Raw genomic sequence first — 13,798 nt, 5'->3', positions numbered from 1 at the left:
TCCACAGAAATTTTTATCATAGGTCTAATACGAAAAAACAGCCCCCTTGGATAAGAGGGCTGCCTTACGTTTATTTTTTGGCTTTTTGAATGTTGAATACTTTCTTCGATTCATTTCCGGCAAGATCGGTTACCTTAAATTCAAACTTATTGTTGCCTGGTTTAAGCGGTAGTTCCAAATCCTCTATCTTCTTCTTATAGGAACGCATTTTGTATGGTTCCTTGAATTCGTTATAGAATACTTCGCTTCCGTTCAAATAAAGGCGGATCTCATCGAAATTATCCTCTACTGTCACGTCCACTTTTGGATTTGACCCTTTGACTCCCACAGTTGCTGGCACACCTTTAACCTTTAAACCTGGTTTTGTCGCATCAACCATTATCGTCCGCTTAAAGGAAACCGTGTTATCCCATTTGTCTGTTGCTTTAACAGTAAAGCTTTGGACGCCATCCCCAAATTTCTTTTCAATAGAGAATTCATACTTATTCTTCGTTTTGTTATACGTTACAGGGACCCTTTTATTGTCGATTGTAAATTCCTTTATTTCCGACGCTTCTTCAATTTCACCTGTTATTTTGATTTTATTTTTATTGTTCACGCTTAAGGCTTCAGGACTTTTGATCTTAACTGCTGGTGCATTATTATCGATTGGAGCTGAATCAGTGGCCAATTCGGTTTCAGCTGCTTTTTCATTACCAGCGAAGTCTATTGCCACGACCTGTACCTTTTCCCCTCTTACATCAGGTAGAGTGAATTTTTTCGTATTCGCTGCAAGGGGCTCTTTAAGGATAGATTCACCATCGATTTGTACATCGTAATAGGCAATTCCTGAACCATTTAAATTATCCTTACCTTGGATGGTTAACACCTTACCTATTTTCGAAATCTTAACTGTCGGCTCTAAGGTATCTACTTTGATAGGCATTTTATACGTCTGCCATTTTGCACCCTCGTAATCTATCATCGCTTTGATTTCAAAATAATAGACTCCATCTTTAGCGAGTGCATTATTAATTTTACCATCCCATTTACGGGCAGGATCAAGAGAGTAATAGGACCCTTCTCCGCCATCATAATAGTCCTTACGCACATTATTCTCAGTTCGAAGTTTCCGAACTGATTTGTTTTCACCATTCAATATATTGAATTCTACCTTTTTCGCATTCCTTAAGAATGATAGGATCGGCACGAAGTCATCCTGTGCTCCATCACCGTTCGGGGAAATCGCAATATATTTACTATTAAATGTTTTTCCTGCAGGGTCGTACCCAAGATATGTGAAATCTTCATCTGCTGTCGAAACTCCTCCTGCCATGCCATAGAACGACTCTTTATCATACTTAGTTCCATCTAGGATCGGGGCCTTGTCCCATTCTCCTTTAAAACCTACATACGGAACATGGAGTTCTGGTTTTGTGTCAGTTGGATCCTTCAGTGTCACGAACCCTTCAACAAAATATCCATTTGGGAAGACCTTGTCAATGTCTACAAGAGTCTGAAGATCATCGCCAAGTACTTTTGCATTGGATATGTCCACTTTCACTTCAAATGTAACCGATTTTTTTGCAGGTACGGTAATCTTGTTTGTATTTTTATTATTAATTTTAATCGAAGCGTTCTGAATTTCCTGTGCCTCTAATTGGTTAGCGGAATAACCCAGTTGACCCTGGATAGCATAGTCTGTTTGGATATTTCCTTTTACATCATATTTGACTGCTTTGTTACTGAAGTTTTCAACCTTCAAAGTAAAGGCGAACTTATTGCCGATTTCCTTCATAGCAACCTTCGCTTCTTTCGTAAATGCCTCCGTCACGACAGCTGGTGTGGACAAAGCAGATTGTAGCTGCATGACACCTGCTCCTTGCCTCCGAGGCGAGTAAGGATTTTTCCAACCAAGAGCATTATTGACGACACCTTGATCCGTTAATGGCTTTGAAGTATTCATCATCAGGTTCTTAGCCAAATTCGCCCGCGCAAATCCATTTAGTTTAAATTCTTTATCCACTCTTTCAAGAACCAGTGCAGAACCCCCGGATACATGCGGTGCCGCCATCGAGGTACCACTCATCATGCCATATTCATCATTGTTCAACGTCGAGTATATTTGTCCACCTGGAGCTGTGATTTCTGGTTTAAAATCCAGATTCGGTGCGACACCCCATGAACTGAATGAGCTCATTTTCCCTGCTTCGGGATTTACAGCTTTTGTCTTATCACCATTAAAGGTAACCTTCACCTTTTCCCCTTCAGTTATGGCTGTTTTCATCTTTATTCCATCCGATTTCAACATAAACAACTGCGGAATCGTTATGCTTGGATCTGTAGCCATAGAAATATACCCATCAGCATTGTTAAAAATAATGACTCCTGCCGCTCCTGCTGCCTGAGCATTTTGGGCTTTTTCAATAAAAGAAAGCGTGCCGCGTTCAATAAGGGCAAACTTGCCTTTCACATCCACTTTCGAAAGCTCCCCTGGCGTCCCAAGACCTGCAACAACCAAGTCATATGTTTTATCCTTTAGAGCATTGGGATGTACGCTTGAAGCCGACATGAACGGTGCTTTCCCTTCCTGCCCTTTAATATCATAAGTAGCCGCATCTAAATCCATGAAGTTATTCTCGACGGATGCTACTTGTACCGAATCATGAGCAAGTCCAGGTGAACCTGAAACGCCGATATCCGGGTTTGAGGCCGTTGGGTTTGCAAACCCATTACCAAAATGAGCCGAGTTCCCTGCTGAAATCGACATGAGTATCCCATTATTCACAGCTCTCGAAACCGCCTGCTGCTCAGGATCTTCAGCTGATACAAAACCTGCAGTAGATCCTAGGCTCATGTTCAGCACATCTGCCCCAAGAATAATTGCATCATCAATTGCCTTAATATAAATATCGCCCCATGTTGTCTGCATAGCAGGGTCATTCCCAAATACCTTTAAAGCAAGCAACTGGGCTTCAGGAGCGACCCCTTTAATGCCGCCATTCTCTTCATCCCCATTGGCTCCTGCGGTTCCAGCTACATGCATTCCATGCATCGAAGCCTCTTCACCAAGATCAAGGATTTCTTCATTTTCGTCCATGTAATTGTATCCATAAGGTACCTTCGTAGTATAATAGTTACCTAATAGATGGCTAGAATCCTTTATTCCACTAATTTCACTTTCAGTCAGTTCTGCTTTATTTTCATCGCTTAGAACCATATCACGGTGAGATGGGTCGATTCCAGTATCTATAATACCGACGACCATTCCTTCCCCTTTATAACCATACTCCCGCCAAGCTTCCTGAGCCTGGACAAGTTCTTTACTATAAATCATCTCCGGCTTTTCAACAGGACGTTCATATTCATTCGCTATATGTACTTCAGCAACTTCAGGCATGGCTTCGACCTTTTTAATTTCGCCATATTGAAGCTCTGCACTGAAACCATTTACCACTGTCGTAAAGCTTTCTAGTTCCTTGAATGCTATTTTTTTCTCTTTCACTTTATTTTTCACTTTTTTCTGGTTGGCCAACTTTTCGGACTTTAATTGTTGCCTCTTATTTTTAGATAGCTCTTTAAAAAGTTTCCCTTCCTTCGAAGCTATTTCTATTGCCGGGGCTTCCTTCATCTCTACGATGACCCTTACCTTCTCGTTACTTTTGTATTTCTTTTCCGTTTCGTTTTTCTTTAACTTTAAAATACTTTCCTGATTCTTCTTTCCAACGCTCGATCCGTTCGAAGGATCAGGGAGCTTGGCTGCGGAAACGGTTGCCGTAAATACTAATAGAAAGATTGCTAGAATGGACAAGCTACGTTTAATCAATGAACTTTTCCTCCTCTAAAATAATCAATTTTTGGAATTTTCTTACTAAGTATAAAAGTATCACAACCTTTGGGGTGATTTTAAGAGATAATAGTCACTATTTTCCTATTTATAACTAGGATTTTGTTATTATTTTTCATATTTTAATAGATTTGTAAGAAAAACAAAAAAGATGGTGATTGTAAAAGAATCACCATCTTTTAACATTTAGTTTTTCATTCTCGGATCCAATGCATCACGCAGTCCATCACCCATTAGGTTAAAGCCGAGGACAGTTAACATAATCGCAAGACCAGGAAACAGCACCGTCCATGGTGCCTGAATGATAAATGACCTCGAATCGGCAAGCATTTTTCCCCACTCTGGTGCCGGCGGTTGTGCACCGAGACCAAGGAACCCGAGTGCTGCACACTCAATAATGGCAGTGGCAATCGCCAAAGTACCTTGAACAATAATCGGTGCAAGGCTATTCGGGAGAACGTGATGAAGTAGAATTCGGCCATCCCCCATTCCTATTGCCTTGGCAGCTGTTACATATTCCTCTTCTTTCACTGTTAATACCCTCGAACGTAAAAGCCTGCCGAATATAGGGACATTGACGATGGCAATGGCAATAAGTGCATTGCGAAGTGAAGGCCCCAATACGGCTACTACGGCAATGGCAAGCAATATACTTGGAAACGCTAGAATAATGTCAAAAACCCTCGATATGATTGTATCTATCCACTTTCCGTAATACCCGGCGATAATTCCTAGAAAAGACCCGACGACGACAGACCCGGCCACAGATAAAAAACCAATTCCTATTGATATGCGCGAGCCATAGATAACCCTACTCAAAATGTCACGGCCAAATTCATCCGTTCCAAACCAATGTTCTGAAGATGGAGACAGATGTTTATCACTAAGCTTCTGCCCCTCAAATGAATAAGGTGCAATAATCGGTGCGAAAATAGCGATTAAGACAAAAAATAAAACAATACCAAGACCAACAAGGGCTATCTTATTTTTCTTAAAGCTTTTCCACCCTTCCTTCCAGGGAGAGATGACTTTTTCCTCTGTCTCTTGGGGATTAAGGATTGGCGATGTATTCGTTGCTATTTCAGGCATGAGCTTCCCTCCCTATTTATTTATACTTAATCCTAGGATCAATCGCTGCATACAACAAATCCACAACTAGGTTAATCATGACAAACAAAAAGGCGATGATGAGGATTCCGGACTGAATGACCGGATAATCCCGGGAAAGAATTGCATCATAAATGTATGTACCGATACCTGGCCAACCAAAAATGTTTTCCGTTAAAATAGCCCCTCCTAAGAGCAACCCTGTCTGTAGGCCGATAACCGTAACCACTGGAATTAAAGCATTCTTCAAGGAGTGCTTATAAACAACCCAAAACATTCTCATTCCCTTGGCTCGAGCCGTACGGATGAAATCCGATCTCATTACCTCTAACATGGACGAGCGTGTCATCCTTGCAATAATCGCCATCGGAATGGTAGCAAGCGCGAGTCCCGGTAAAATTAAATGCTTAACCACTTCGCTAAATTGGTCAACTCTTCCAGAAATGAGGGTGTCTAATAAATACAGACCCGTTATTGCCTCAACAGGATCCCTGATATTGTCACGCCCTGTCGTAGGAAGTAAGTCCCATTGAATCGAAATGATATATTGTTCCATTAGTCCAAGCCAGAATATCGGCATAGACAAACCAATCAACGCAATGACCATTGCTGCATAATCAAACCATGAGTTTTGGAACCACGCCGAAATAATACCGGCATTTACACCAATGACTACAGCTATAAGCATTGCAATCAAGGCTAACTCAATCGTCGCCATTAGATAAGGCACAATTTCTTCAGATACCGGACTCTTTGTTTTTAAGGAAACACCAAGATCGCCTGTTAACAGACCTAATAGATAATCCCAAAACTGAATAAACCAAGGTTTATCCAAACCGAGTTCCTTTGTCATTGCCGCAACTGCCTCTTTTGTTGCTTGCTGTCCTAAAATTACTTGTGCAGGATTTCCTGGAATCGCACGAATCATCATAAATACAATAAACGCCATTCCAAGTAATACTGGAATGAGGGATCCTAAACGCCGTACGGTATAGGAAAACAAAACAATCACCCGCCTTTTTACAATAGGGTCCTTTACATTCACCCTCGATTATTTTGAAATGCATTCCATAACAAAACCGGGAAGCATGCATAAATCCATACTCCCCGATTCGTACGGTTAATTCTCTATAGACACGTTAACTAGAGATTGAGAACCGGTTGGATGCGGAACGAATCCTTTTATTGTCTTAGTTCCAGCAAGTTGTGGTAAAGAGTGTACAAGTGGAACCCATGGCGCTTCTTCATGAATGATTTCCTGCGCTTTTCCATATAACTCATTACGTTTAGCTTCTTCTGCAGTAGATTGAGCTTCAATCAATAGTTCATGAACCTCTTCGTTTGCATAGCGAGCATAGTTATTTGATCCGATATTATCTTTATCCAATAAGGTGTAAAGGAAGTTATCTGCATCTCCATTATCGCCTGTCCAGCCTAGCATGAAGGATTCAGCTTCTCCTGCCTGCACTTTCTCTAAATATGCAGCCCATTCATACGAAACGATATTTGCTTCGATACCTACTTGTTTTAAGCTTGCTTGAATGGCTTCAGCTACTTTTTGACCATCTGGCATATATGGACGTGGTACCGGCATTGCCCAAAGATCCATTTTGAACCCATCTTCAAGTCCAGCCTTTTTAAGTAATTCCTTAGCTTTTTCTACATCGTAGTCATAGTCTTCAATGTTGTCATTGTATCCAGAAACAGATGGAGGCATTGGATTCTTAGCAGGCTCAGCTGTGCCTTCGTAAAAGTTATCAATGATTTCTTTTTTGTTAATTAGGTGTGAGATGGCTTGGCGTACTTCCTTTTTGTCGAATGGAGCTTTTTCAACATTGAATGCAAAGTAGCCGACATTCATGGATGGACGTTCGAATATTTGTAGTTTGTCATCCCCTGTTACTTTGCTAATATCACTTGGGTTTAACCCGTCCATTAGATCAACTTCACCTTTGATTACAGCATTTAATCGAGCAGAGTTATCTTTAATGACTTTAAACGTGATTCCATCAAGCTTTGGCAGTCCATCTTGCCAATAGTCATCATTTTTCACCACTTCAATCGTATCGCCTGGTTTCCATGATTTAAATTTGAATGGACCTGTTCCAGAAGGATTCTTACCGAAATTGTCTGCATCTTTTTCAAAGCCAGTTGGACTTGCTATTGCAAATGTAGGCATAGCAATATTTTTCAAGAATGGTGCCTGCGGACGATTTAAAGTGAATTCCACTGTATTATCATCAATAGCTTTTACCTCTTTGATAACATGGCCTTCATCACCTTCAAAGCCGCCAAACATAGAGGCATAGTATGCAAATTTAGCTTCATCCTTACTTTGTGCCCAGCGCTGAAAGTTTTTAACAACTGCTTCCGCATTGAAATCCGAGCCATCATGGAACTTAATGCCGGTTTTCAATTTGAATGTATATGTCTTTGCGTCATCGGAAACATCCCATGATTCTGCAAGACCTGGCTTTATTTCCGTATTATCTTCTCCGTATTTTACAAGGGTTTCAAAAACCTGCTGTGTGACGATAAATGATTCACCATCCGTTACTATAGCGGGATCAAGTGAAACTGCATCGCCGCCTTTACCATAAATTAATACGCCTCCTTTTGCTTCACTTGATCCCCCTTTATCTTCATCTTTCTCTTTGGTTGTAGATGAGGAACATCCTGCAAGTGCAAGTGAAAGCGCCAGGATAGTAGTTAACAATAAAGCCCATGTCTTCTTCATATTCTTCCCCCTTTATTTTTTTAAGAATTTATGTGTACGTCGTGTCAATTGTATAAATGACAAGCAACGTAGTGACCGGGTTTATGCTCATGCAAGACGGGTTTTACTGATTTGCACTCCACCATGGCCTGCGGGCATCTCGTATGGAAGGGACAACCGCTTGGCGGGTTAGATGGGCTTGGAACATCGCCCTGCAAGATTACTCTATCTCCCTTATATTCCACATCTGGAATCGGCACAGCAGATAATAAAGCCTGCGTATATGGATGAAGGGGGTCTTCGTAGAGTTCTTCACTTCCCGTCAATTCAACGATATGACCAAGATACATGACACCGACGCGGTCAGAGATATGCCTTACTACGCCAAGATCGTGGGCAATGAATAAGTAAGTCAGATCAAAATCCTTCTGCAAATCTTGCAAAAGATTCAACACCTGAGCTTGAATCGACACATCCAGTGCAGATACGGGCTCATCAGCGATAATCAGCTTAGGGTTAACTGCAAGTGCCCTAGCAATGCCAATACGTTGCCGCTGACCACCACTGAATTGATGTGGGTACCTTTTGGCATGGTAACTGCTTAAACCAACAACCTTTAGGAGCTCCTGCACCCGGTGTTGGCGTTCCTTTTTATCTTTTAAACCATGAACGATAAGGGGCTCTTCCAATATCTTTTCAACAGTATGCCTGGGATTAAGGGACGCGAATGGGTCCTGAAAAACCATTTGCATTTCTCGACGCATCTTTCTCATTTCACGAGAAGTTAAAGTCGTTAGGTCTTTTCCCTCAAAATAAACATTCCCTTCACTTGGCTCAAGCAATCGAAGCAGTAACCTACCTGTTGTTGACTTTCCGCAACCGCTTTCACCAACAAGACCTAAGGTTTCTCCTTTATAAATGGAGAATGACAAACCATCAACGGCCTTTACCTCCCCCACCGTCTTCCCGAGAATACCTCCTTTGATTGGAAAATGCTTCTTCAAGTTTTCTACCTTAACTAATGGTTGAGTCATGCAATGCTGCTCCTTTCCCATCTTCATACATCCAGCAGCGTACTTGCTGGCCGTTATCGAATTCCAGAAGTGACGGGGTCTCACTTAGACATTTCTCCAGAGCATGAGAGCAACGAGGGGCAAACTGGCAGCCCTGGTTGCTTGTTCCTGGCCTTGGAACATTACCTGGAATCGAGTAAAGCCGCTCTTTTTTTAGACGCATATCAGGAATCGATTGTAGTAAACCGACCGTATATGGATGTTTCGGATTTCGAAAAATCGTTTGCACTTGTCCTTCCTCTATTACCTTGCCGGCATACATTACAATGACACGCTCACACATTTGCGCCACAACGCCAAGATCGTGAGTAATCATCATGATTGCTGTATCTGTCTCTTTATTTAAGTTCTTCATTAACTCTAAAATTTGTGCTTGAATCGTCACATCCAAAGCGGTTGTCGGTTCATCTGCTATGAGAAGTTTCGGCTCACAGATCATTGCCATTGCAATCATGACCCTCTGTCTCATCCCACCTGAAAGCTGATGGGGATATTCATTGATAAGTTCCTCAGCACGTCCAAGCCCAACCAGCTTTAACATTTCCACGGCTCTTTGACGGGCCTGCTTTTTATTCCATTTTCTATGTATCCGAAGAGTCTCCACCAATTGCTCTCCAATTGTAAAAACTGGATTCAAGCTTGTCATTGGTTCCTGAAAAATCATGGCAATTTCATTTCCGCGAATCTTTCGCATTTTCGCTTCAGAGGCATTGGCGATGTTAACCCCTTTAAAAAGAATCTCTCCTTCTACCTTACCAGCCGGAGAGGGAACTAGTCCCATGATGGACAAAGAAGTTACACTTTTCCCGCAGCCTGATTCCCCAACAATCCCCAGCACCTCACCTGGATTGATGTGAAAATCAATGGAATTTACGACTGGAATTTCCCCATCGTCAGTACGAAAACTCGTTCGTAGTCCGTTCACTTCAATAATTGGTCCCTTCATTACATCACTTCCTATATATAACTATTTTACCAATTTAATATTATTTGATTTATTATTGCATCTAAATTGAAAATTTACAATATATTTTCTTAAAATTCTAATTTTTTAGAATAATAATTTTATTTTACATTTACCACTTTGTTGTACATATTTATTACATAAAGAAAATGACTGCGATTTTGCAGTCATTCAAAAGGAGGGAATCAAGTACCTTGATTCAATTTAGGGGGTAATCGGAGATACTTACGGGGGAAAAGCCAAATCGGCTTTGGGGAAATAATGGGAGTAAACGAGTCTTATATGAAGTAATACTTTTACGAAATTGTTTTATGTTGATGAAAAAGACGCCTGGTTCAAGAATAGAAATTCACGTTAGACTATAAACCAATATGCTCAAAATCCTTTGGCTTAACATCATTTTGTTTAGATCCTATGAATTGAACCTTCTCGGCGACAACTTCGGTAACATATACTTTTTTACCTTCTTGGTTTTCGTATCTCCTTGTTTGAATTCTGCCGGTAATGCCAATTAAGGCCCCTTTTTTGCAATACTGAGCGGTGTTTTCAGCTGTCTTTTTCCATATGATACACTGTACAAAGTCCGCCTCATAATCGCCTACTGTATTACGAAAGTTACGGTTGACCGCTAACGTAATATTGGAAACTGCCTTGCCATCCGGTGTGTATCTTAATTCGGGGTCCTTCGTCAGTCTCCCTACAAGGGTAATTTGGTTGATCATCTTTTCACTCCTTTCTCTTTAATATGCTTTTATCATAATGAATCTTTCATCAAATGGAAAATCGACAAAATAATCTGTGTCCACCCATTTTCTTGATAAAAACCTGATTTGTATTTACCTAAAATTCAATTTTTGCAATGGAAAGTAAGTAAAAAACAAAAAGAATACAAATTTAAATTTTTTGCAAATTTTTATTGTATCGTTCATAATTTAGACAATTGTTGGGTTTTCATTTCATTAAGGTACGGTTTTTTAGTATGATATAATTACCTTTAAAAGGATTAACAGGTTTAAACTTTCACGAACCCAATCAAATATCGGAAATCTAGGTTTAAGAGGGGTATTTTCCACCCTTCTTCATACAGGCAAGAAACGGAGGAATTAGATGAAATCGTTTAAATTAATTTCGTTGCAAATTGTTACTGAGGAATTACACTTAATTGATATTGTATTAACAGACGGTCTTATAATTAATAAAGAAAATGATGCAAGAACCTGGTTACTCGAAGCCTTTGTAGAAGAAAGCCACTTCAAAGAGCTTGAATCCTCACTTCCCAATATAGACGGAGAGGTGTTTATCCAAGCCGTTATTACAAAAAAGGACAATGAACCAGCTTTATTTAGCACTGTCCTACGTACCATAAGAAAAGTTGGCAACCATTATAGCCTATTATTTGTTGGACACATCCAAAAAACACGCAGCAAATATGCAGAACTTCTTCTTGAAGATTTGGTCCTAAAAGGTCTAGTCGGAGATGAATTAATAAATGAATTCAAGCAAAAAATCCGCTCTAAGCCTAAACTAGCCACGAATAAATAAGGTACACTTCCCTTTATTCCTATTTCCCCTCAAACCAAATACACACAAAAAAAAGACTGACCTAGACGAAAAAGGATAATAATCCTCTTCTTAACTAGGTCAGTCTTTTTAATCAATGCTAATTACTTTACTTGTTATCGTCATCAGCGTCGTTATCTTTGGTATTATCGTCATTTTCAATCATTCCATCATCATCTTTATCCAGATCATTTGCATCGTTATCGTTATCATTATCATCATTCACATTGTTATCATCATTCACATTGTTATCATCAACGCCATTGTTATCATCATTAATTATGTTATTATCTTCTGGAGCGGGATTGTTATCATTATTATTTGTTCCACACCCAGCAAGGAACATCACAGATAATAAAGATCCCGCAATTAGTGCAAAAATTCTTTTCATCATCATTTTTGGCAACCTCCCTTCTATCTTTTATTCCTTACTTATTTTGCCCGAATGTGAAAATAACTTGCGTCCTATTTTAAAATAGCAAAGAAGTCCGCTGAACTCATATTTATAACGAATGATTCGCATTAAAAAATGCCGGACATATATATGTCCGACATTCAAAGGGAGAATAAAAAGAAATTGTACTTAAAGAATTCAAAGCATTTGCTTCTTATATATACACCTATAAAGGCTTTTCAAAACCATTTTTATAAAAAAAGTTATATTAATCCAACTTTATCTTGAACAAGTATATTTTTATTTGTCTCCGAAGGCAAACATAATCTCTGTTTCACATGCAACCTCGCCATCTACCGTTGCCACCGCTTTCCCTTTACCCAATGATCCCCTCATACGCACTATTTCAACTTCAAGGCGTAGTTGGTCACCTGGTTTTACCTGCTTTTTAAATCGACAATTATCAATTCCAGCAAAAAACGCAAGCCGTCCTTTATATTCATCTTGTTTCAAAACTGCTACAGCGCCAACTTGTGCTAATGCCTCTACAATTAAGACTCCAGGCATAACAGGATAATCAGGGAAATGCCCATTAAAGAATTCTTCATTAGCTGTAACATTTTTCAGCCCTACAGCTCTTTTTCCTTCATCTATTTCAATAATCCGATCAACTAATAAAAATGGATAACGATGAGGAATGATTTCCTTTATTTGCGTAATATCTAACATATTTGTTCCTCCTATGACTTTAATTTTTTCACACTTAACGAAAACCCGCCTCTACCCTAAAGGCAGAGGCGTAGTTGCCATAAATATTTCTATAACAACGGCAACTACTTCGAAAAATATGGAACTATGCGTCTTTGTTTACAATATCAATAATATGGGTCCACGTTGATTTTTGAAAAACATCCGTTGCGTGTCCTCCACCGATCACACTGTAACCTAAAAGCGCCCCAGATAATACAGCAAAGAAAATTAATCCCATAACAATGAGTAAACGAAGCCAAATTGGCAAAAGACGCACCCTTATTCTACGTTTCTGTTTCGCTTCAACTTCCATTACCTCTTCATTAAGTTGTTGTCTCATTACACTTTTTTGCTCCATATAAGATGTAAAAGCTCCTTTTTCTAAGAAAACTCGCCGACTGATTTTCTCTCTTCTCATACTATCGGCAGCCATGTCGAAATGAAAAGCGCCAACAAATACCTTTGTTAAAGTATTAATTATAACCGATTTGTTATAAACTCGCAGCGAGGTATTCTTTATTCTGTATTCCTATTAATCAACGGATACCATTGATTAATCCGCTCATTTGATCAGCCATCGTTACGGCACGAGATTGAAACTGATAATGACGCTGAACATTGATTAAATCCGTCATTTCTTTAGAAAGATCGACATTCGAGGACTCTAGGACGCCTTGGCTAACAGCTATTTCACTACGTGAATCTCCTGTTAGCGCTGTCATTATATCATCTTCCGTAACGCCCAGGCCTCTCATGTTATCGGGAAGACCAAGTAAATTACCACCTAATTGGTCAAGGAATTGTGGTTTTTTTACCGAGACAACGCCGAGCCCAAAACTCTTCTCGCCAAATTCCTCCGTATCAACCGTCAATAAGCCTTTTTCCGAAACTGTGATTTCTTTAATACTCCCCTCAATAAGGATCGGCTCCCCATATTCATCAAGGACTCGATGCCCAGCAGAGGTAACAAGCAGCATTTGTTCTGGATTTTTCGCACTAGGGGATAAATAAAAAGCACCATCCCGTGTTAACCTTGTATTGACCCCTTTGCCATCCTGAACGCTTACCGTAAAGAATAGATCTTCCTTTGTGAATGCCACATCAAGATTACGGTCTGTCGTCTTTAAAGCCCCCTGTGCAAGCACCAATTGAGATTGACTTATCTTAGCACCTGTTCCCTGTCGAATACCAGGTGTTGTCAACCTTCCAATTTCCTTGGACTTACTCGGCTGATTATCAAAACTTTGCGTAAACAAGTCATTAAAACTCGTTTGGTTCTTTTTGTAAGCAGTCGTATCCACATTGGCAATATTATTGCTGATTTGATCAATTTTACTTTGAAGTTGGTTTAGTGTATTCGTCGCTGTTATCATAGTTCGATTCATAGACATTCCCCTTAAATGTTCAA

Annotated in this window: 12 protein-coding genes; 1 reads left to right on the top strand and 11 read right to left on the bottom strand. The window is 39.9% G+C overall.

The window, feature by feature from the left end; genetic code table 11:
- Window positions 1-70: 70 nt before the first annotated feature.
- The 7 genes from AKG34_RS29495 to ssb form a co-directional block, all read right to left on the bottom strand.
- The gene (locus AKG34_RS29495; protein ID WP_152952398.1) at window positions 71-3,805 is read right to left on the bottom strand and encodes a S8 family serine peptidase; all 3,735 of its coding nucleotides are present in this window, start codon (window positions 3,803-3,805) and stop codon (window positions 71-73) included.
- Between the two features lie 207 nt (window positions 3,806-4,012).
- Window positions 4,013-4,915 (bottom strand): ABC transporter permease, encoded by a 903-nt coding sequence (locus tag AKG34_RS23295; RefSeq protein WP_053348518.1) that lies wholly within the window; start codon window positions 4,913-4,915, stop codon window positions 4,013-4,015.
- Window positions 4,916-4,931: 16 nt separating this feature from the next.
- Entirely contained in the window at window positions 4,932-5,936 is a 1,005-nt protein-coding gene (locus AKG34_RS23290; RefSeq protein WP_053348517.1) for an ABC transporter permease, read from the bottom strand.
- A 117-nt stretch (window positions 5,937-6,053) separates the two neighbouring features.
- Window positions 6,054-7,670 carry an ABC transporter substrate-binding protein gene (locus tag AKG34_RS23285; RefSeq protein ID WP_053348516.1) on the bottom strand — a complete coding sequence of 539 codons (1,617 nt, stop codon included), beginning with the start codon at window positions 7,668-7,670 and terminating at the stop codon, window positions 6,054-6,056.
- Window positions 7,671-7,714: 44 nt separating this feature from the next.
- Window positions 7,715-8,683, bottom strand: a complete 969-nt coding sequence (locus AKG34_RS23280) for an ABC transporter ATP-binding protein (RefSeq protein WP_053348515.1) — start codon at window positions 8,681-8,683, stop codon at window positions 7,715-7,717.
- Window positions 8,664-9,668: an ABC transporter ATP-binding protein gene (locus tag AKG34_RS23275; protein WP_053348514.1), complete on the bottom strand. Its 1,005-nt coding sequence runs from the start codon at window positions 9,666-9,668 to the stop codon at window positions 8,664-8,666. Before AKG34_RS23275 ends, AKG34_RS23280 begins: the two co-directional genes overlap by 20 nt.
- Window positions 9,669-10,045: 377 nt before the next feature.
- Window positions 10,046-10,408 carry a single-stranded DNA-binding protein gene (ssb, locus tag AKG34_RS23270; RefSeq protein ID WP_053348513.1) on the bottom strand — a complete coding sequence of 121 codons (363 nt, stop codon included), beginning with the start codon at window positions 10,406-10,408 and terminating at the stop codon, window positions 10,046-10,048.
- A gap of 385 nt (window positions 10,409-10,793) precedes the next feature.
- On the opposite strand from ssb, the gene AKG34_RS23265 reads away from it, so the two are divergent.
- Window positions 10,794-11,228 carry a YwpF family protein gene (locus AKG34_RS23265; RefSeq protein WP_053348512.1) on the top strand — a complete coding sequence of 145 codons (435 nt, stop codon included), beginning with the start codon at window positions 10,794-10,796 and terminating at the stop codon, window positions 11,226-11,228.
- Between the two features lie 127 nt (window positions 11,229-11,355).
- Here AKG34_RS23265 and AKG34_RS23260 read toward each other — a convergent pair whose 3' ends face one another.
- The 4 genes from AKG34_RS23260 to AKG34_RS23245 form a co-directional block, all read right to left on the bottom strand.
- A complete protein-coding gene (locus AKG34_RS23260; RefSeq protein ID WP_053348511.1) occupies window positions 11,356-11,643 on the bottom strand; it encodes a hypothetical protein in 288 nt (95 codons plus the stop codon).
- A gap of 297 nt (window positions 11,644-11,940) precedes the next feature.
- Window positions 11,941-12,369 (bottom strand): 3-hydroxyacyl-ACP dehydratase FabZ, encoded by a 429-nt coding sequence (fabZ, locus tag AKG34_RS23255; RefSeq protein WP_053348510.1) that lies wholly within the window; start codon window positions 12,367-12,369, stop codon window positions 11,941-11,943.
- A gap of 124 nt (window positions 12,370-12,493) precedes the next feature.
- Complete coding sequence (locus tag AKG34_RS23250; protein ID WP_236695033.1) at window positions 12,494-12,730, bottom strand: DNA-directed RNA polymerase subunit beta; 237 nt, start codon at window positions 12,728-12,730, stop codon at window positions 12,494-12,496.
- A 196-nt stretch (window positions 12,731-12,926) separates the two neighbouring features.
- Window positions 12,927-13,775: a flagellar hook-basal body protein gene (locus tag AKG34_RS23245; RefSeq protein ID WP_053348508.1), complete on the bottom strand. Its 849-nt coding sequence runs from the start codon at window positions 13,773-13,775 to the stop codon at window positions 12,927-12,929.
- Between the last annotated feature and the right edge of the window lie 23 nt (window positions 13,776-13,798).

This window comes from Peribacillus butanolivorans (assembly GCF_001273755.1).
GTDB lineage: Bacteria > Bacillota > Bacilli > Bacillales > DSM-1321 > Peribacillus > Peribacillus butanolivorans.
The sequence above is the reverse complement of the archived record's forward strand: the minus strand, read 5'-3'. Positions and strand labels throughout refer to the sequence as shown.